19 protein-coding genes are annotated in these 21,153 nt (G+C 41.4%); 17 read left to right on the top strand and 2 right to left on the bottom strand.

Annotated elements, in window-relative coordinates; genetic code table 11:
- The first annotated feature begins 81 nt into the window (after positions 1-81).
- Positions 82-867: a styrene monooxygenase/indole monooxygenase family protein gene (locus J2S17_RS11780; protein ID WP_307475053.1), complete on the top strand. Its 786-nt coding sequence runs from the start codon at positions 82-84 to the stop codon at positions 865-867.
- A gap of 671 nt (positions 868-1,538) precedes the next feature.
- Here the strand turns inward: J2S17_RS11780 and J2S17_RS11775 are convergent.
- Positions 1,539-2,348 (bottom strand): formate/nitrite transporter family protein, encoded by an 810-nt coding sequence (locus tag J2S17_RS11775; RefSeq protein WP_307475051.1) that lies wholly within the window; start codon positions 2,346-2,348, stop codon positions 1,539-1,541.
- A 145-nt stretch (positions 2,349-2,493) separates the two neighbouring features.
- Here J2S17_RS11775 and fdhF point away from each other — a divergent pair, with 145 nt between their 5' ends.
- Complete coding sequence (gene fdhF / locus J2S17_RS11770; RefSeq protein WP_307475050.1) at positions 2,494-5,448, top strand: formate dehydrogenase subunit alpha; 2,955 nt, start codon at positions 2,494-2,496, stop codon at positions 5,446-5,448.
- The gene (locus J2S17_RS11765; protein WP_307475048.1) at positions 5,441-6,100 is read left to right on the top strand and encodes a helical membrane plugin domain-containing protein; all 660 of its coding nucleotides are present in this window, start codon (positions 5,441-5,443) and stop codon (positions 6,098-6,100) included. The genes fdhF and J2S17_RS11765 overlap by 8 nt, the downstream gene beginning before the upstream one ends.
- Positions 6,101-6,221: 121 nt before the next feature.
- Here J2S17_RS11765 and J2S17_RS11760 read toward each other — a convergent pair whose 3' ends face one another.
- Complete coding sequence (locus J2S17_RS11760; protein WP_307475046.1) at positions 6,222-6,542, bottom strand: winged helix-turn-helix transcriptional regulator; 321 nt, start codon at positions 6,540-6,542, stop codon at positions 6,222-6,224.
- 162 nt (positions 6,543-6,704) lie between these two features.
- Between J2S17_RS11760 and J2S17_RS11755 the strand changes: the two genes are divergently transcribed.
- The 14 genes from J2S17_RS11755 to J2S17_RS11690 all read left to right on the top strand — a co-directional run bounded on the left by J2S17_RS11755 (position 6,705) and on the right by J2S17_RS11690 (position 21,144).
- Positions 6,705-7,559 carry a VOC family protein gene (locus tag J2S17_RS11755; protein WP_307475044.1) on the top strand — a complete coding sequence of 285 codons (855 nt, stop codon included), beginning with the start codon at positions 6,705-6,707 and terminating at the stop codon, positions 7,557-7,559.
- A gap of 29 nt (positions 7,560-7,588) precedes the next feature.
- A complete protein-coding gene (locus J2S17_RS11750; protein WP_307475042.1) occupies positions 7,589-8,677 on the top strand; it encodes an FAD-dependent monooxygenase in 1,089 nt (362 codons plus the stop codon).
- Between the two features lie 54 nt (positions 8,678-8,731).
- Positions 8,732-9,490: a GTP cyclohydrolase II gene (locus J2S17_RS11745; RefSeq protein ID WP_307475040.1), complete on the top strand. Its 759-nt coding sequence runs from the start codon at positions 8,732-8,734 to the stop codon at positions 9,488-9,490.
- Positions 9,480-10,574 (top strand): bifunctional diaminohydroxyphosphoribosylaminopyrimidine deaminase/5-amino-6-(5-phosphoribosylamino)uracil reductase RibD, encoded by a 1,095-nt coding sequence (ribD, locus tag J2S17_RS11740; protein WP_307475039.1) that lies wholly within the window; start codon positions 9,480-9,482, stop codon positions 10,572-10,574. The genes J2S17_RS11745 and ribD overlap by 11 nt, the downstream gene beginning before the upstream one ends.
- 19 nt (positions 10,575-10,593) lie before the next feature.
- A complete protein-coding gene (locus J2S17_RS11735; RefSeq protein WP_307475037.1) occupies positions 10,594-11,169 on the top strand; it encodes a 5' nucleotidase, NT5C type in 576 nt (191 codons plus the stop codon).
- A gap of 233 nt (positions 11,170-11,402) precedes the next feature.
- Positions 11,403-12,701, top strand: coding sequence for a D-serine ammonia-lyase (gene dsdA, locus J2S17_RS11730; protein WP_307475035.1), 1,299 nt, complete (start codon positions 11,403-11,405; stop codon positions 12,699-12,701).
- A 29-nt stretch (positions 12,702-12,730) separates the two neighbouring features.
- Positions 12,731-13,921, top strand: a complete 1,191-nt coding sequence (locus J2S17_RS11725; protein WP_307475033.1) for an alanyl-tRNA editing protein — start codon at positions 12,731-12,733, stop codon at positions 13,919-13,921.
- Positions 13,922-14,096: 175 nt separating this feature from the next.
- Positions 14,097-14,414, top strand: a complete 318-nt coding sequence (locus tag J2S17_RS11720) for a DUF3870 domain-containing protein (protein ID WP_307475031.1) — start codon at positions 14,097-14,099, stop codon at positions 14,412-14,414.
- A gap of 156 nt (positions 14,415-14,570) precedes the next feature.
- Positions 14,571-15,395 (top strand): D-aminopeptidase DppA, encoded by an 825-nt coding sequence (dppA, locus tag J2S17_RS11715; protein ID WP_307475029.1) that lies wholly within the window; start codon positions 14,571-14,573, stop codon positions 15,393-15,395.
- A 14-nt stretch (positions 15,396-15,409) separates the two neighbouring features.
- On the top strand, positions 15,410-16,342 hold the full coding sequence (locus J2S17_RS11710; RefSeq protein ID WP_307475027.1) for an ABC transporter permease: 933 nt from the start codon (positions 15,410-15,412) through the stop codon (positions 16,340-16,342).
- Entirely contained in the window at positions 16,343-17,296 is a 954-nt protein-coding gene (locus J2S17_RS11705) for an ABC transporter permease (protein WP_307475025.1), read from the top strand.
- Positions 17,297-17,301: 5 nt separating this feature from the next.
- Positions 17,302-18,300: an ABC transporter ATP-binding protein gene (locus tag J2S17_RS11700; RefSeq protein WP_307475023.1), complete on the top strand. Its 999-nt coding sequence runs from the start codon at positions 17,302-17,304 to the stop codon at positions 18,298-18,300.
- An 84-nt stretch (positions 18,301-18,384) separates the two neighbouring features.
- Entirely contained in the window at positions 18,385-20,022 is a 1,638-nt protein-coding gene (locus tag J2S17_RS11695; RefSeq protein WP_307475021.1) for a peptide ABC transporter substrate-binding protein, read from the top strand.
- Positions 20,023-20,205: 183 nt separating this feature from the next.
- A complete protein-coding gene (locus J2S17_RS11690; RefSeq protein WP_307475019.1) occupies positions 20,206-21,144 on the top strand; it encodes a S66 peptidase family protein in 939 nt (312 codons plus the stop codon).
- Positions 21,145-21,153 lie beyond the last annotated feature (9 nt).

Below are 21,153 nucleotides of genomic sequence, written 5' to 3'. Positions count from 1 at the left end.
AAAATACTGTAAGTAGATATGGACAACCTGGGCTTTTCTCTAAAAGGATGAAGAAATTCTAATGATGAGGGAGTGAGGTTTTTGAAAAAGAGACTTGGTCTGATTGGCAGTGGTGTTTCAGGTCTGCATCTTGCTTATGCTTTGAAAGATGAATTTGATATTACCGTCATTGAAAGGCAAGCATCTGAAAAGATGAGAGATGGAAGGATCATGTCAACCCAAGTGCATTTTGGACCGACAAGGGCACGTGAAGAACGCTTTCATGTACCGAAATGGGGCGAACAGCCTCTGATCGAAAGTATTCATATTACACTTGGAGATAAAAAGTTATTTGTATGTAATTTACAAGAACCGGCATTATCTATTGATCAACGTCTATATTACTATCATTCTGTGAATGATCTGATAGATAAGGGCGTGGATGATAAGGTGGATAAGGAAAGTGCTGAGAGGCTAGTAGATGGGTTTGATTTAGTAGTGGATTGTACAGGGAAGAATGGACCTCTTTTTCCATTTCCAATTGAAGAAGCCTTGTCTCCATTAGAGGCCCCTCAGCGGAAATGTATTGTCGGATATTTCAAAGGAATAAAATCGAATCTCCCGCTTGGTGTAAGTGTGGCGATTCTTCCTGAAGAAGGTGAAATGTTCGAGATACCCGCCTTAACTGAACTTGGTCCTGTAACCATTTTGTTTATTATGGCCATACCAAATGGTGACTTGGATGTATTTAAAGGAGTGAAAGATGCTGTTTCCTTCAGTCAGACCATGAGAAATACTGTTCAACAGTTTTTCCCGGATATTCATAGCAGAGTCGAAGAGCATAGCTTTGAATTATGTGATGAAAAGGGCTTTCTGCAAACAGTTTAACTAGATTGAGCAACTAGTGCCCAAACGGAAGTCAAAATCGAAAAAGGGTTAACTAGATTGAGCAACTAGTGCCCAAACGGAAGTCAAAATCGAAAAAGGGTTACTAGATCGAGCAACTAGTGCCCAAACGGAAGACTAAATCGGAAAAGGGTTAACTAGATCGAGCAACTAGTGCCCAAACGGAAGACAAAATCGGAAAAGGGTTAACTAGATCGAGCAACTAGTGCCCGAACGGAAGACAAAATCGGAAAAGGGTTAACTAGATCGAGCAACTAGTGCCCGAACGGAAGACAAAATCGGAAAAGGGTTAACTAGATTGAGCAACTAGTGCCCAAACGGAAGTCAAAATCCAAAAAGGGTTAACTAGATCGAGCAACTAGTGCCCAAACGGAAGTCAAAATCGAAAAAGGGTTAACTAGATTGAGCAACTAGTGCCCAAACGGAAGTCAAAATCGAAAAAGGGTTAACTAGATCGAGCAACTAGTGCCCGAACGGAAGTCAAAATCGAAAAAGGGTTAACTAGATCGAGCAACTAGTGCCCGAACGGAAGTCAAAATCGAAAAAGGGTTAACTAGATTGAGCAACTAGTGCCCGAACGGAAGGCCAAATATGAAAACCGGACATCTTTTGCCCGGTTTTTCATATGACCGACTTAATCATGAATAATGGTTTTATTCTCCATGTTTCACTTCATCCTCTTCCGATTTTTCGTTTTTTGTATAGCTGATTGTAAAATAGGCGCCAGCGACAAACACAGCTCCGCCGATGATGTTTCCTAGTGTGACGGGGATGAGGTTATAAAAGAAACCAGCTAAGGTAACGGATTCAGATCCACCATGCATGACTGCCATCCCAAGGATCGACATATTTGCTACGCTATGTTCAAAGCTTGCTGTAATAAAGGCGAAAATCAAGAAGAATATAAGGAATAATTTGGCGATATCCCCTTTTGCGCGGAGTGATGTCCATATTGCGAGGCAAACAATCCAATTGCATAATATACCCCGAAAAAACAACTCTGACAGGCTTGCATTCATTTTATTTTCAGCTGTAACCATCATATAATGATTTGCGCCTACTTCGCCGAAGATGCCCGATAATAAGACGAGCAGGGAGAGCAATAGCGCACCGACAAGATTTCCTGCATAGCTCCATCCCCAAATAAGAAAGGTTTCTTTCCAAGAGGTAGTTTTGGAGAGTGAGCTTGCGGTAAATATAAGATTATTTCCAGTGAATAATTCCGACCCAGCCCATAAAACAAGGGCGAGAGCAATTCCGAAAGTAGCGCCTGTAACTACGGAGAGAAATGGAGACCCAGCTTCATACAAAGGGTCTCCAACAGAAAACAACACCACAGATCCAATGCCGACGTAGGCACCGGCAAGTATGGCGCCTAAGAAATAACTGAGCTTGGATGCTTGTAATAACCCGTACTTATTCTTTGCCTGTTTGTTCAATGTTTTCAAGGTGTCATTGTACATGAACATGCCTCCTCTATTTCCACGTTTACCCATTAGCTTTATTCTTAAACGAACAATTTCGACATAAATTACGTTTATTAAGAGTGAATGACGGGAACGAGGTAAAAATATAAAGAAATTGTAATACTGAAGGAGGCTTCTCTTATTGGTACATTTTGAAGTAACAGTGAACGGTAAAAAAGAAGCGGTTGAAAATGAAAGTTCATTATTGAATTTTTTGACTGATAAAGAAGTGGAAGTGCCGAGCCTATGCTATCACCCAAGCCTTGGAGCAATTGAAACTTGCGATACATGTATTGTTAAAGTGAATGGTGAGTTTGTTCGGTCTTGCTCTACAGAGATAAAGCCAGATGATGTGGTTGAAACGATGGATTCAGGCGTACATGAAGCACAGTTGATTGCTATGGATCGAGTGCTGGGTAACCATGAACTCTACTGTACGGTGTGTGATTATAATAATGGGAATTGTGAAATACATAATGCCGTAAAAGAAATGAAAATTTCTCATCAAGAAACACCACATTCCACAAAAGAATCCCCAATCCAGCGCAATGATTTTTATCGTTATGATCCTGATCAATGTATCCTTTGCGGTCGCTGTGTGGAAGCATGTCAGGACGTGCAAGTAACCGAAACGCTGACGATAGATTGGGAACTTGAAAGACCGCGAGTAATTTGGGATAAGAACTCTCCAATAAACGAGTCCTCTTGCGTGAATTGCGGTCATTGTTCTACCGTCTGTCCTTGTAATGCAATGATGGAAGTCGGCATGGAAGGGGAGGCAGGGTTTCTATCGGGTTTCCAAAAAGAAGCGATGCGACCAATGATCAATATAACCAAGAATGTTGAAACCGGATACGAGTCGCTCATGACAATCTCTGACATAGAGGCGCAAATGCGTGAAGAGAGAATTGAAAAGACGAAGACCGTCTGTACTTATTGCGGAGTAGGCTGTGCCTTTGATGTGTGGACGAAGGATCGGCAAATCTTAAAAATTGAGCCACAGGCAGAAGCACCTGCAAACGGAATTTCAACTTGTGTGAAAGGGAAGTTCGGCTGGGACTTCGTCAATAGTGATGAGCGTTTGACAAAGCCGCTTATTCGCGAAGGTGATGAGTTCCGTGAAGCAGAATGGGAAGAAGCTTTCGATTTAATCGAAAAGAAATTTAAAGCAATTAAGAAAGACAAAGGCTCCGATTCTTTGGCGTTTATTAGTTCATCTAAATGTACGAATGAAGAATCCTACTTAATGCAAAAGCTTGCTAGAGGTGTCATCGGCACGAATAATATAGACAACTGCTCCCGTTACTGTCAATCACCTGCCACTATGGGATTATGGCGAACAGTGGGCTATGGCGGTGATTCTGGTGGGATTGGTGATATTGAACAGTCTGAACTTATTATCTCTATCGGTTCTAACACGGTAGAATCACATCCTGTTTTGGCCACAAGGGTAAAACGTGCGCAAAAGCTAAATGGCCAAAAAGTAATCGTTGCAGATATCCGCAAGCATGAACTCGCAGAACGTGCAGACTTATTTGTAAAGCCAGCTCCTGGAAGCGATTTAGTATGGCTATCTGCTGTTACTAAATATATGGTTGACCAAGGCTGGCATGATGAAGAATTTTTAGAGAAGCATGTAAACAATGTTGTTGAATTCATGGAAAGTTTAGCACCATATACACTCGATTATGCGGTTGAAGAAACAAATCTCTCCAAAGATGAAATCATCTCTATTGCTACCAGCATCAAAGAAGCTAAAACAACATCTGTCTTATGGGCAATGGGTGTAACACAGCATGGAGGCGGAAGTGACACAAGTACAGCGATTTCCAATCTCTTACTTGTTACAGGCAATTACATGAAGCCAGGTGCTGGAGCTTATCCGCTTCGTGGACATAACAATGTACAAGGTGCAAGTGATTTCGGAAGCATGCCAGATCGTTTTCCTGGCTACGAGTTTGTTACTGATGATAATGTCCGTGAAAAATATGAAAAGAGCTGGGGCGTCAATCTGCCTTCAGAACCGGGTTTGAATAATCATGAGATGGTGGAAGCCATTCATGAAGGTCAATTAAATGCTGTATATCTAAAAGGAGAAGACATGGGAATTGTTGATGCCAACATTAACCATGTACAAGCAGCCTTTGAAAAACTGGACTTCTTTGTTGTACAGGATGTGTTTTTCTCAAAAACATGTCAATACGCAGATGTAGTGTTACCTGCGAGCCCTAGTCTTGAAAAAGACGGAACGTTTACAAATACAGAAAGGCGTTTCCAAAGGCTTTATCAAGTATTGGAGCCTCTAGGCGAGTCGCTTCCTGATTGGAGAATCATCATGGAGGTTGCGAATCGACTAGGTGCAGATTGGTCCTATGAGCACCCGAGTGAGATTATGGATGAGGCAGCCTTACTAGCTCCGTTGTTTGCGGGTGTTAGCTACGATCTGTTGGAAGGATATGATAGCCTGCAATGGCCAGTGGCTAAAGATGGGACTGATACCCCGCTTCTTTTCAAAGAAGAATTCCCGCTGCCAGATGGAAAAGCAATTCTTTATCCTGTTCAATGGACAAAGCCGCTCGAATTTGAAGAGGAATACGATATTCATGTCAATAATGGACGTTTACTCGAACATTTTCATGAAGGTAACCTGACGTATAAGTCAAAAGCCATTTCTGGAAAAACACCGAGCGTCTTTTTGGAAATATCAAAGGAACTTGCTGAAGAACGTGGAATTGAAGATGGCACAAAAGTGCGCTTAACCTCGCCGTATGGAAATGTAAAGGTCAGCTGTATCGTGACTGACCGTGTATTCGGGAAGCAAGTATACTTACCTATGAATACGAGCGGAGAAGGAGCAATCAATTACTTAACAAGCTCTCACGCTGACAAGGATACCGATACACCTGCGTATAAAGAAATTTTAGCAAAAATGGAAGTGCTTGAGCCAAAAGGGGAAAGCCCATTACCAAAAACAAATCACCGCTTTGGCAATCCACAGCCGCAAATAGGCGTGAATGTGGCAGAGAAGTGGGCAAGAGAAGATTATGTTTTCCCTGGTGACCTTGTTAAGGAAAGGAGGGCTGCTAAAAATGGCTAAAGCAACCACTGTCATTCGGAAGATGGAAGTTGATCCAGAGGAAAAGCGGAAGGAAGACCTTCGTGAATTAGAAGATGTCCTGCTTGATAATAAAGAAGGGATAACGGATTTGCTTAAACTGCTTCAGCGCTTTCAGCATAAAGAGGTATTTCACATGGCAGAGAGTATGCTGGGACAGAGTGATAAAATACTTGAACGCGTCGTTATTTCAATGGACCATCCAGAAGTCACGCAGTCGATAAAAAATATGCTGCTGCTCGCTCAAGCCCTTGGAAAGTTGAAAATGGACGAACTGGAGCCAGTTATTCATAAGGTAAATGCTGCCGTCGAAAACATTGCCGAGTACGAACATAATCACAATAAAGGGAGCTATCTCTCTATCCTTTCAACATTAAAAGATAAAGAGGTCATGCAAGGGATGAACGTGATGCTTGCACTGGTTAAAGGATTCGGCATCCGTGAAGAGGATGGAGGAAAAGAATCTATTGATGAAAATGAAAGGCCTGCCCGGCTCTCAGACATCCCTGAAAGAGATAGACCTGACACGCCTAGTCATGAGAGTAATCCGCAAAAATCAAGTAAATGGGTATACTTCATAGGCGGTGCAGTGGCAGTCGCCGTTCCGTTGCTATTTAGAAAGAGACAATATTGAGTTGAAAGTCAGAGGGATAAGCCTCTGGCTTTTTTCGAGTGTCTGTTCAGAGCTCCATGCTCAAATATTCCACAACAACAAAAGAACTAAGCTTTTTAGCTTAGTTCTTTTTATACGCACCTTATTCAATTTCTGCTGGAAGCCATCCCTGAGACCATTTTTCAATTTCCTTCATAATAGGTTCCAAGGCCGCTCCTTTTTCTGTTAAGGAGTACTCAATTCTAACAGGCGTTTCTGGAAATACCTCACGCAACACAATCCCTTGCTGTTCGAGGTCCTTAAGCCGTTCAGACAGGACGCGCCCGCTTATCCCCATAGATGTTTCCAATGTGCAGAATCGCTTTGGGCCTGATAAGAGCTGATATATGACAAGTCCAGTCCAGCGCTGGCTCATTAAACTCATGGCTTTTTCGAATCGAGGACATATGAGAGCTTGATTCAAACCGTTTCACCCCTATTTGTAAAAATCCAATGTACGATTGTTTATATAATTACAATACAACATTTAAATACTTGACACAAGTAAATAACAAAAATATAATTACTTACATAAAGTAACTAACTAATTTTTTTTGATCAACTAAATGTTGAGGGGGTTTTAACTATGAGTTTTCATGCGAAACCAAATATCTTTGTTAATCAAGTTGAGTTAAAGGTGGAGGATTTACAGCGATCCCTTGACTTTTATCAAAATACAATCGGTTTTAAAGTACTCGAGAAAACAGATAGGACCGCAAGTCTTACAGCGGACGGCGCTCATCCATTACTGACAATTGAACAGCCGGAGGATATCAAAGCTAAAGAACCACGCAGAACGGGGTTATATCACTATGCTCTGCTGCTCCCAACCAGAGCACATTTGGCTAAAATCATCCGTCATTTTATTAAAACAGGCTATCCTTTGCAAGGAGCTTCAGATCATGATGTGAGCGAAGCGCTCTATTTAGCCGATCCAGATGGGAATGGCATTGAGATCTATACGGATCGCCCTTCATCTAAATGGGAGTGGAAAGGGAAAGAGGTTGTAATGGGCACGAATGCCCTTGATGTACAAAGCATTATGGATGAATGGGATGGACGACCATGGGAAGGTCTGCCAGCAGAAACAGTGATGGGTCATATTCATTTACATGTAAATAATATAGAAGAAGCAAAGCATTTTTATCGTAACGGCTTAGGTTTCGACATTGTGAACAATTATGGCAACCAAGCACTTTTTATTTCAACAGGCAAATACCATCATCATATTGGCTTAAATATATGGAACGGAATCGGTGCTCCGCCTCCATCGGAAAACAGTGCTGGCATGCAATCTTTTACTTTAGTTTTCCCATACCAAACCGTGCTTGATCGCATAATCAGCCAATTGGAGTCAGTCGGAGCTTCAATTGCCAAGGAAGATGGGGTTCAAACTGTGCAGGATCCATCAGGAAATAAGATAAGATTAATCGTAGAGTAAATGGTTTAATAAAGAAAAGGTGATATGAAATGGATCTGGAATGCGATGTTTGTATAGTAGGAGCGGGTCCAGGAGGCGCACTTCTCGGTTATTTACTTGCTAAGAATAATCTATCTACCATTGTCATTGAGAGACACGAGGGGTTGGATAAGGAATTCCGCGGAGAACATCTGAATCGTGATGGAGAAGATATATTAAAAAAATATAATTTGTTTAAAAAGGTAGAAAAGTCTGGAATACTTCTTATGGAAAGCATAGAATATTGGCAGCATGGTAAAGTATTTAAAACAGTAACGCCTTCAGAAGAGGAAAAACATGTGGGTATTCATGTACCACAAAAACACCTGCTAAGCGTTCTTCTAAATGAAGCAGCCTTTTTTCCGAATTTTAAACTATTAACAGGAACAAGAGCGGTATCGCTAATGAATGATAATGGTGCTGTTACTGGAATAGTAGCGAAAAAAGGGGAGGAAGAAGTGATCATTCGCAGCTCAATCGTTGTGGGTGCGGATGGGCGCTTCTCTACCATTAGAAAATTAGCAGGCATTCCTTTTACTAAGATTGCTCATGATTATGATTTATTATGGGCGAAAATTCCTTGCCCGGAAGGCTGGACACCTACCATTAGGCAAACCTTGATTGGCGAAAAGCAGCTGGCCCTCTTTTCTCAGGCGGGTAACTATATACAGATCGGCTGGAATATCGAAAAAGGAACTTTCCCAGCTTTGAAAGTTCAATCGTTTACTCCATTTATAAAATTGGCTATTGAGGCTTTTCCTGATCTGAAGGAAATGGTGCAAAAACATGTTCAATCATGGCAGGATTTTATATTATTAAATGTGCATAGCTGTAAATGTCAATCATGGGTCCAGGATGGCCTTGTATTGATGGGGGATGCTGCACATACAATGAGTCCTACCGGTGCTTATGGTCTTAATTGTGCTTTAAAGGATGCTAGTGCATTATATGAAGTAATCACTGCTGCCCAAAGACGTAATGACTTCAGTGAAAACCAATTAAAGACATTTGAATATATGCGCCGAGGTGAGGTTGAAGGATTACAGGCCAATCAGATCATACAAGAGGAAGCCTATAGCAACAATTTTGTATCAGCTTAAACTTTAAAGGGCGCAAGCAGTCTTTTAAGAACAGTCCTTAGGGGGATAGGAAATATGAATCATATACAAATAGAATCTAAAGCACTTGCTTTGCTAGAAGATAAAATTAAGAGAATTAGAACAAGTGAAGGGGCGATTTACTTAGTCGGCCCCATTAATCTTCCTGTCAATCTGGAAGGTGAAACAGTAAACTTTAAGTGGTACTGCTGGTTAAACAGCAGTGAGGTAATGGGAGATTCCAAGCAAATCATCGATCATCTCTCATCTGCTAACCTAGCAGACTATCAGCAATCAAGTGTGCTGGTGTATGGAGACTTTGAAAACAGTGAAGATGCGTTAATCCGCTTTCACTCCATTTGCCATACAGGTGATATTTTTGGCAGTAAGAGATGTGACTGCGGCTATCAATTGAAGCAGTCAATGAAAATGATCAAGGCAAATGGTTCGGGTGCAGTCTTTTATTTAGCGAATCATGAAGGACGAGGAATCGGCTTATTCAGTAAAGCGATGGCTTACGTATTGCAGGAAAATGGCTATGATACAGTTGAAGCGAATGAAGAACTTGGGTTTGCTGATGATTCAAGAAATTATGATGACGCCATCCAAGTACTGCAATCACTGAGAACAAAGCAAGTAACATTGATTACAAATAATCCCAAAAAATTAGATGCGTTAACCCAAGCTGGAGCCAATTTAATTGGCAGGACACCTCTTTGGGGCGACAAATCCGAATATAATGAGCTTTATTTGCAAACCAAGGTGTTAAAATCAGGTCATTTGCGAATGGAAGGTAATGATACCGATGACAAATGATCACTTTTATATGAATCTAGCCATAGAAAACGCAAAGGCGATGAAGGGTCAAACCGATCCGAATCCGCTAGTTGGCGCGGTCATCGTAAATGATAATCGAATTGTTGGTGTGGGAGCGCATATGAAAGCCGGGGAACTGCACGCGGAAATCCATGCCATACGAATGGCAGGTGACCATGCGGCAGGAGGGACGATTTATGTGACGCTTGAGCCTTGTTCCCATCATGGAAGAACAGGTCCATGCGCAGAGGCAATTGTTAAAGCGGGGATCAAAAGGGTTGTAATTGCTGCTCTTGATCCAAACCCAATTGTATGCGGGAATGGTGTGGCCATCTTAGAGAATGCAGGAATTGAAGTCCTTACTGGAGTATGTGAAGAAGAGTCAAGGAAAATGAACGAAGTATTCAATCAATTTATTGTTGAGAAGAAGCCTTTTATTACATTAAAATCGGGCATCACACTAGATGGGAAAATTGCTACACATACTGCAAGCAGCAAATGGATTACGTCTTCTGAAGCGCGTGAAGATGTGCATAAGCTGCGAAGCGAACATATGGCAATCTTAGTTGGCGTAGGCACTGTCATTCATGATGACCCTGAGCTGACTTCGAGAATACCAAATGGGCGAAATCCGCTTCGAGTCATTTTAGATTCATCTTTGCGTATCCCGCTGGATGCAAAAGTAGTCAATGATCAAAAGGCTGAAACGTGGGTTTTTACAGGAAAGGCTTATGATCAAGAGAAAAAGCGCATGCTGAATGAAAAAGGCATCACTGTTTTTCATACAAGCACCCTGCAAACCGATCCGCGAGAAGTTGTGAACATACTAGGTGAAAACCTTATATCCTCGATGATGATAGAAGGCGGGGGAAATGTGAATGCATCATTCTTGGAACATCAGCTGATTGATAAGGTTGAATTATATATTGCCCCTAAACTCGTAGGCGGGAAGAATGCACCGACCTTTTTAGAAGGTGTGGGTGCAGAGCAAATGAGTGATGCGGTTGAACTGACAGATGTATCTGTAGCGCCTATCGGTAAAGATTTTAAGTTCACTGGCTATCCAGTCTATGTGAAACAATAGATGATAAAGGAATGTGACGATGAAATTTGGATTTGATATCGATGATACTTTAATTAACTTGCGAGAGCACGGGTTTCATATTTATAACCAAAAGCTGAATCAGACGGTAGCGATTGAACAATTTCACAAATTGAAAACGCTGGAGATTCATTCGATATTTGGTTTGTCAGATGAAGAAGGCTATGAAATGTGGAAGGACTCCCTGGAGGAAATCTATTTCACAGACTGCCCCCCTTTTTCAGGTGTAATTGATCTATTGCAGCAGCTCACTGAACAGGGCCATGAGATTTACTACATTACTGCAAGAAAGCCAGCCTATTGTGAGCAAACGAAACAGTGGCTAATAGATAATGGCTTCCCTGTTAAAAATGATCATTTTTATTGCGGAATGAAAGACGAAGAAAAGGTCCAAATCATAAAAGAACTTCAACTGGATTTCTATTTCGATGACAAGCCTGAAGTATTAAATACTTTATTAGAGGAAACGGTGAAATGCTTTGTGAAGGATCAATCGTATAACCAGCATATCAAGCTGCCTCGCTTCAAAGACTGGTCCAAGCTTGAACTGCAATTATTAGAGAAGAATGTCATTTAGAAGGCCCCTTAGAGGGGTCCTTTTTTTGCTTTGAAAACCAGAAGAAAGAATGAGATAGCGTCTTTTATATAAAAAAAGGTCAGCTATCGAGGATTTCGAGGCTAAAGCTGATTTCTCCCTGATATTAATTGCTCACGTCTATTTTCTTTCCAATCCTTATGATTTTTACAGTAAAATACTTGTTAAAATAAACAATTTCATGCATCGTAAAAGTGAGAGGAGTGGGTGTCATAATGTTAAAAGGAAAAACAATCGCAGAATGGAAACAGAATTACCCATTATTAGAGGAAATCACTGCTTTACAGGAAGCTTTATGGATAAATGAACAATACAATTCAACTTTAAATACAGCTCTAACAAGAGATGATATCGATGATGCAGCTGCGCGTCTCCAACGATTTGCCCCTTATATTGAAAAGGCATTTCCAGAGACTATTGAAGAGAAAGGCATCATTGAATCTAAACTAATTGAAATACCGAAAATGCAAGCGAAATTAGGTGGATTGCCTGGAAAGTTGATGCTTAAGTGTGATAGTCATTTGCCTATTTCAGGTTCGATTAAAGCACGCGGAGGAATATATGAAGTCCTGAAGCACGCGGAACAGCTCGCGCTGCGGCATAACAAAATAACAGTAGAAGATGATTATAGTAAGCTTACCGAACTAAAGTCTTTCTTTTCTAAGTTTTCTATTGCTGTTGGTTCGACTGGGAATCTTGGATTGAGCATCGGAATCATGAGTGCTAAGCTTGGATTTCAAGTGTATGTACATATGTCGGCAGATGCAAAGAAATGGAAGAAGGATCTACTTCGTGAAAAAGGCGTACATGTTGTCGAGCATTCGTCTGATTTTAGTGAAGCGGTAGCAAAAGGGAGAGAACAAGCCAGCCACGACTCGAATATGTATTTTGTGGATGATGAAAGCTCGACGGATTTATTTCTTGGTTATGCTGTAGCGGCTTTAAGATTGCAAGAGCAATTGAACAAACTCAATGTGATTGTAGATGAAGAGCATCCATTGTTTGTTTACTTACCATGTGGAGTGGGAGGAGGTCCAGGGGGAGTGACTTTCGGCTTAAAGCAGATTTTTGGCTCTAATGTTCATTGCTTCTTCGCTGAACCTACACATGCTCCATCCATGCTAATCGGTCTAATGACAGGGCTTCATGAGGAAGTAGCAGTTCAGGATTTCGGCATTGATCTCCATACAGAAGCTGATGGCCTGGCTGTTGGACGTCCTTCGGGATTTGTTGGAAAAGCATTAGAGCATGCTATAAGCGGTGTATACACAGTCGAGGATGATAAGTTATTTTCATTACTAACAGAGCTTGCTGATGAAGAAAATATATATTTGGAGCCATCAGCATTGGCTGGACTTGCCGGACCTCTCAAGGTACTTTCTTCAGAGTATATCAATCAAAATGGTTTCCAGACCTCTATGAATCAAGCAGCACATATCGTGTGGGGGACAGGCGGAAACATGGTGCCAGAAGCGGAGATGAAAAGTTACTACAATAGGGGAGAGAAACAGTAGAAGTTCCCATACAAAAGGAGGAAGAGCCATTGCAAAAGCTATACTATAATGACGCATATATAAAAACATTTCAAGCTCTGCTGCAAAACCAACAGGAAGATGAGGAAGGAAGATTATACGCAGTCCTCAACCAAACGGGGTTTTATCCAACAGGCGGCGGCCAGCCGCATGATACAGGTGAATTAAATGGTGCAAGAGTGACTGATGTAGAGGAAGTTGAGGGGGAAATCCGCCATTACATTGACACCCCTATTCAAGAAAATGAAGTAACTGGGGTCATTGATTGGGATAGGCGGCTTGATCATATGCAGCAGCATGCTGGCCAGCATATTTTATCTGCAGCATTCGCGGAGACCTTAGGTGTGATAACAGTTGGCTTCCATCTTGGGAAGGAGCTTGTCACAATCGATCTGGATACAAAAGAATTATCTGAGGAGCAGGCTGCGGAAGCAGAAGAACGAGCAAATCAAATCATATTAGAGAATCGCCCAATTGAGCTAAGATGGGTGGATGCGGCAGACCTGGATCAATATCCGCTGCGCAAACAGCCGACCGTACAAGAGAATATTCGTCTCGTGATCATCCCTGAATTTGATTATAACGGTTGTGGTGGCACTCATCCTTCCACAACAGGTCAAGTGAGCGCCATCAAAATTTTAGATTGGGAGCGGCAAAAGAAGCAAACCCGTCTGACCTTTGTATGTGGTGGCCGTGTGCTGACCCAGCTTCATAAAAAGCATACAACCGTGAAGCAAGTCAGTCAGCTATTAAGTGCCTCTGAGGAAGAATTAGCAAAAGCAACTGCGCGAATGATTGCACACAGTAAGTCGGTTGAAAAGGAGTTAGAGGATGCCCGAAATGAGCTGCTAAATTTTGAAGGGGTAGAATTACTGAAAGAAGTAAGCTTGCAGGGAGAAAGTAAAGTATTAGGCAAGATTTTTCAGAATCGCTCTATACAAGAATTGCAGAACCTTGCTAGACAAATGACTGCTGAAGCACCTGAGGCAATAATCTTTCTCATCAATGAATCAGATGAAAAGCTGCAATTTGTTTGTGCAAGAGGATCGGAACCCGGCTTTAGTATGAAAGAAATTGTCGCAGAGTTATTATTGATGATTGATGGAAGAGGCGGTGGGAACGAGAAATTTGCCCAAGGAGGCGGAGAAGCTAGCGTAAGTAGTGAATCTCTCCTAGACAAGGCATTAAGTTATGTTATATAATCTAACATAAATCTATTAGAATTGAAAAAATATTTAGAAATATAGCGAAAATCAATTGTCAAGAATGGTACAAATGTATTACAATTCTATGTAAGGGTTTATGCATTACGTTGAATGTTTATGTCACTCACATAAGCACCTCAAGTAATATCCATACTGGCTAGGAGGAAGTAGAATGTTTCCGCCAAATACCCTCTATATTATCGGGGAGAGCAAGACCTCTTCCAATAATGCAATCATGCAGCAGTATAATGGATTCTTTATTGCCTTTGTGGTGGAACGAGAATCTGGGAGAATTATTGATGCGGAATGCTCATCAACCATTCAATTAACATCAGCTTTTATCCAATCTATTTTTCTGGAGAAATGTATTCTAGATGTGGAGGAGCTGCTGGCAGAGATTGAGCAGCGTTATTTTGGTTCTTCGCAAAAAGCAATTATGGTGGCATTTAAGAATGCCTATATTAAATATACTCAAATAATGAATAAATAAGCTGCTTTTTCTGTTCATCGCAGATGAAATCCAGCTGCTAGAGAAGTGTTTTTTGACTCTGGCAGCTGTTTTTTTTATATTTAAAATTTTTTTGCAATTACTAGATTGATAATTTATAATAATAAAATTATTATAATATAATTTGGAGGGCTGAAAATGAAGTTATACGTATCAGTTGATATGGAAGGAATCACTGGATTGGCAGATTATACACATGTCGATTCATCAAAACACAATTATGAACGAGGACGTCAAATCATGACGGATGAAGCCAATTATGTGATTGCGGAGGCATTTGAGAAGGGATGTCAAGAAGTCCTGGTCAATGATAGCCACTCGAAAATGAATAATCTTCTAATTGAAAAGCTGCATCCGGAGACCCAGTTGATTACAGGCGATGTGAAGCCATATTCGATGGTACAAGGACTTGATTCATCCTTTTCAGGAGCGATGTTTGTCGGCTATCATGCGCGGGCGTCCATGAAGGGTGTTATGTCCCATTCCATGATTTTTGGCGTTCGCCAGATGTACATAAATGATGTAGCAGTTGGAGAAATGGGCTTTAATGCATATGTTGCAGGCTACCATGGTGTACCGGTGTTAATGGTTGCCGGTGATGATCAGGCTGCATTGGAAGCTGAAAGACTGATACCAAATGTCACAACAGCTGTCGTTAAAGAAACGATTACTAGATCTGCAGTGAAATCTTTAACACCAGTAAAGGCAGGAGAGCTGTTAAAAGAGAAAACGGCTCTTGCTCTAAAAAATAAGGATTTAGTAAAGCCGCTCGTCCCGCCAGATCAACCGACATTGCGAATTGAATTTGCTAATTATGGTCAAGCAGAATGGGCAGCGCTCATGCCTGGAGCAGAAATTGAAGAAAATACAACGATTGTCCGTTTTCAAGCAAAGGATATTCTCGAAGCCTATAGAGCTATGCTTGTAATGATTGAATTAGCTATGAGAACGACATTCTGTTAAGGGGTGCTTAGAGTATGTTCCAATATATTATGAAACGCCTCATTGCGATGGTCATTACCTTATGGTTCATCATTACATTGACATTCTTTCTGATGCACTCTATTCCGGGGTCGCCATTTAATGAAGAGCGCGCCACAAGTGAGGCAGTTCAACGGAATTTAGAATCTTTTTACAATTTGGATAAACCTCTCTATGTTCAATATGGTTCGTATTTGAAATCTGTAGTGACATTGGATTTCGGACCTTCGATCAAGAAGCCATCGCAATCGGTGAATGACATGCTCGGACGCGGATTTCCCGTTTCATTCGAGCTTGGTATTGTCACCTTACTTGTGGCTGTTTTCTCTGGTATTACTTTAGGTGTCATTGCAGCACTACGGCATAATGGCTTTCTGGATTACTTCGCGATGTCGATCGCGGTGTTAGGAATCTCAATACCAAACTTTGTTTTGGCAACCTTTCTCATTCAACAGCTTGCTGTGAAAGTTGAGATTTTTCCGGTTGCGACATGGTCGAGTCCGATGCATATGGTCCTGCCAACGCTTGCCCTGGCGACAGGTCCGATGGCAATCATCGCTCGTTTGACACGTTCAAGCATGCTTGAGGTGCTAACTCAGGATTACATAAGAACGGCGAGAGCAAAAGGGTTATCCCCTGTAAAGATTGTTTTCCGCCATGCACTGAGAAATGCACTTTTACCTGTTGTAACAGTACTTGGTACACTCGCTGCCAGTATTTTGACAGGAACCTTTGTTATCGAAAAGATCTTCGCCATTCCTGGTATGGGTAAGTACTTTGTTGAAAGTATTAATACGCGCGATTATCCAGTTATTATGGGTACGACGGTTTTCTACAGTGCAATTCTCATCATTATGCTCTTCTTAGTCGACATTGCTTATGGCATTCTTGATCCTCGAATCAAGCTGCATAAAAAGGAGGGAAGCTAATTGGAACTGAAAAAGCAAAATGATTCTAATATAGCACCAGATATTCCTGATGATTGGTTTACTCCAAAAAATAAGGATCAAGAGGAAGCGGAAGCGGTTGTCAGACCGAGTCTTTCTTACTGGCATGATGCATGGAAACGATTGCTGAAGAATAAATTGGCAATGACAGGCTTTCTTTTTCTAATTGCATTGACTATTATGGCGATATTTGGTCCGATGATGTCGCCGCACAGCGGCTCGCAGCAATCGTTAGCTAATCAAAATTTACCTCCATCCTCAGAGTTCTGGTTTGGAACGGATGAACTAGGGAGAGATGTTTTTACAAGAGTATGGCAAGGAGCGCAAGTATCACTTTTTGTTGGTCTGGCTGCGGCGTTAATCGATTTCGCTATCGGTGTGGCTTATGGCGGGATAGCAGGATATAAAGGGGGCAGAACGGATAATTTCATGATGCGGATTGTGGAAATCCTATACGGACTGCCCTACTTGCTTGTCGTTATTTTAATCAGTGTCGTTATGGGACCCGGATTATTCACCATTATTTTTGCACTATCAATTACGGGCTGGGTCGGTATGGCGAGGATCGTCAGAGGACAGGTCCTGCAAATCAAAAACTACGAATTTGTATTGGCATCGAAAACATTCGGAACGAAAACAGGCCGGATAATTAGAAGGAACCTATTGCCTAACACAATGGGGCCGATTATTGTACAGATGACATTAACGGTACCATCCGCTATTTTTGCTGAAGCCTTCCTTAGCTTTCTTGGCTTAGGCATCCAGCCGCCGCTTGCAAGCTGGGGCTCGATGGCAAATGATGCCTTATCCACCATATTAACAGGTCATTGGTGGCGCCTCTTTTTCCCAGCCTTGTTTATTAGCTTAACAATGTTTTCATTTAACGTATTGGGCGATGGATTGCAGGATGCACTCGATCCTAAGTTAAGGAGGTAGCCAACATGGAAAAAGTACTGGAAGTAAAGGACCTTCATGTCACCTTTTCAACCTATGGCGGAGAAGTTAAAGCTGTCAGGGGAGTCACCTTTGACTTGCATAGGGGTGAAACATTAGCCATTGTCGGGGAGTCAGGCTGTGGTAAAAGTGTTACATCGCAAAGTATTATGAGACTGATTCCATCTCCTCCAGGAAGGATAGCGTCTGGGTCAGTTCTCTTTAAAGGGAAGGACTTAACAAAAATTAAAGAGCGGGAAATGAGAACGATCCGAGGTTCGGATATTTCGATGATCTTCCAAGATCCGATGACTGCGCTAAACCCAACGCTGACAGTAGGCAAGCAATTGGTGGAAGGGATTATTCAGCATAATGGCTCCACGCAGCAGGCAGCGAAGAAGAAAGCGCTTGAAATGCTTACATTAGTCGGTATTCCTGATCCTGAAATTCGTTTCAAGAATTATCCGCATGAATTTAGCGGTGGGATGAGACAAAGAATCGTCATCGCCATGGCGCTTGTCTGTGAACCGGAAGTGCTTATTGCTGATGAACCGACAACCGCATTAGATGTCACGATACAAGCACAAATCTTAGACTTGTTCAAAGACATACAAAAGAAGACGAATGTATCAATCATTTTAATTACACATGACCTCGGGGTTGTTGCCCAAGTGGCGGACCGGGTTGCGGTTATGTATGCAGGGAAAATTGTTGAAGCGGGTACGAGAAGAGACATCTTCTACAAACCGCAGCACCCATATACAAAGGGCCTATTACAATCCGTACCTAGGCTGGATCTAGATGGAGCGGATCTTATTCCAATAATAGGGTCGCCGCCAGATTTATTCTCACCGCCGGTCGGCTGTCCATTCACGGCAAGATGTGATTACGCAATGGAAGTTTGTGACCGGGCTTATCCATTTAAAACACATTTAACGAATGAGCATCATGTGGATTGCTGGCTTCAGGATGAAAGGGCACAAAAAATGCTCGCATCCATCAAATAAGAAGAGTTTCACCAGAATAATATTTCTCAGTGCAAGCTTGCTGAAAAATATAAAACTTTATTTAATTAAAGAGGGGGAAATTGAATGAAAAAGCTTTTATCTGTGCTAATGATGGGGTTATTTGTACTAGTATTAGCTGCTTGTACTGCGAATGAGAATACTGGCAGTGAGCCCGGTAAAAAGAGTGATGATGGTGATAAAACTGAAGAGACAGACGAAAAGGTATTATACATGAACAATTCACAAGAGCCAACATCTTTTGATCCATCAATCGGTTTTGACTCATTATCCTGGGCTGGATTGAATAATTTAATGGAAGGCTTCACACGTCTTGGTCAGGACCATGAACCAGAGGAAGCCATTGCTGAAAAATGGGATATTTCTGAAGATGGTAAAACCTATACATTCCATATTCGCGATAATGCCAAATGGTCAAATGGCGATGCTGTAACAGCAGGTGATTTCGTATTTGCATGGAAAAGGTTACTAGATCCTGAAACAGGTTCACCTGCAGCATTTTTAGCTTACTTTATTGAAGGCGGAGAAGCGTTTAACAATGGGGAAGGCAACGTTGATGATGTGAAAGTTAAGGCAGTGGATGACAAAACCTTTGAGGTAACATTAACAAGTCCACAGGCATATTTCTTAAGTGTGATTACAAACCCGGCATTTTTCCCAATTAATGAAAAAGTGGCAACTGAAAACCCACAATGGTTTGCAGAAGCTGAATCATTTGTCGGAAACGGACCTTTCAATTTAACAGAATGGGTACACGACAGCCATTTTGTAATGCAAAAGAATGATCAATATTGGGATGCGGCTAATGTAAAGCTTGATAAAGTGCATTGGGCAATGGTTGATGACACAAATACAGAATATCAAATGTTCCAAACAGGAGAGCTTGATACGTCTGATGTTCCACCTGAGTTAAGCGAGCAGCTTTTTGCTGATGGAAAAGCTGAAATGGTCGACCAAGCTGGAGATTATTTCTACCGATTAAACTTAACATTAGAGCCATTCCAAAATAAAAATATTCGTAAGGCATTTGCGATGGCTGTGAACCAACAGGAAATTGTAGATTTTGTAACAAAGAATGGTGAAAAGCCAGCGTACGGTTTCGTTTCGCCAGGTTTCGCTGATCCATCTGGTAAAGATTTCAGAGAAAGCAACGGCGACCTTGTAAAAACGGATATTGAAGAGGCAAAAGCATTGCTTGCTAAAGGTATGGAAGAAGAAGGCTATGAAACCTTACCAGAAGTAACATTGACTTATAGTACAAGTGAAGCACATAAGAAGATGGCTGAAGCTGTACAGCAAATGTTTAAAGAAAACCTGGATGTAGAAGTGAAACTAGCAAATATGGAATGGAATGTATTTGCTGAAGAGCAGACAGCACTGAAATTCCAGCTTTCACGAAGTTCATTCCTTGCTGACTATGCTGATCCTATTAACTTCCTAGAAAATTTCCAAGCGGGTCATTCTATGAACCGTACTGGTTGGGAAAGCAAAGAATATGATCAGTTAATCAAAGATGCTAAGAATGAAGCAGATGAAACGAAACGCTTTGAATTAATGTATGAAGCGGAAAAAATCTTATTTGATGAAATGCCGATCATCCCTATCCATTTCTATAACCAAGTCTATCTTCAAAATGAAGCTGTTTCAGGTATCGTTCGTCATCCAGTTGGATACGTTGAGCTGAAATGGGCAGATAAAAAATAACTTAGTTAGATAGTGTGAGATTTGGAGTCTGAAAAAAAGAAGGGGTGTTCGCTGTGAACATCCCTTTTTCGACAACTATTTCCTGAGAAATATGAGGAATATCGTCGGTAGTTGTCTTTATTTCTGTAAGGACTGATTGGAAATAACTCTATATGGATTTGCATATAATGAAGAACAATGTAAATGAAAAGGGTGAGAGAAATGACTTTGAAACCAGTGCGGTTAAAAAAAGGTGATACAGTTGGGATTATTGCCCCTGCGAGTCCCCCAAATCAAGAAAATTTACAACGTTCATTCGCATTTTTAGAGGAGCTTGGCTTGAATATAAAGATGGGTGAACATGTATATGACCAGTATGGCTATTTAGCAGGTTCAAATGGTAATAGATTAAAAGATATACATAATATGTTTCAAGATCAAGAGGTGAAAGCAATCATTTGTGCGGGTGGGGGCTATGGCACAGCACGAATTGCTTCAGATATTGATTACAGCATCATTGCGGAAAATCCAAAGATATTCTGGGGCTACAGTGATATTACATTTCTGCATACCGCGTTCCATCAAAAGACAGGCCTTGTTACTTTTCATGGGCCAATGCTTGCGTCGGACTTAGGAAAGATTGATGCTCATTCCTACTCAAAACAATATATGAATCAGTTATTTGAACCGAAAAGGCTAGAGTATACAGGAGATTTGAGTGAGCTTGAAGTGATGGTTCCAGGTAAGGCTAAAGGCAAGATTGTGGGAGGTAATTTATCATTACTTGTCAGCACACTTGGGACAGAGTTTGAAGTTGACACGGAAGATAAGCTGGTATTAATCGAGGATATAAATGAAGAACCACGGGCAGTAGACCGCATGCTCAACCAGCTATATATGGCAGGAAAGCTAGATGCGGCGGCAGGGTTTGTGATCGGTGACTTTAACAATTGCATACCTGACAGAGAGCAATCATTGTCATTAGATGAAGTGCTCGATCATTATATTGGCAAGGCAAATAAGCCAGCTGTTAAAGGCTTTGAAATTGGCCATTGCTCACCTCACTTTTCATTACCGCTTGGTGTAGAGGCAGCATTAGATGCAACGAATAAGCAACTGACAATCGACAGTGGCATTAAGTAAAGGTGGTCA

This window comes from Cytobacillus purgationiresistens, from assembly GCF_030813235.1.
In the GTDB taxonomy this organism is placed as follows: Bacteria; Bacillota; Bacilli; order Bacillales; family Cytobacillaceae; genus Cytobacillus; species Cytobacillus purgationiresistens.
Note: the sequence above shows the minus strand (reverse complement) of the source record. Positions and strands in the feature narration are given on the sequence as shown.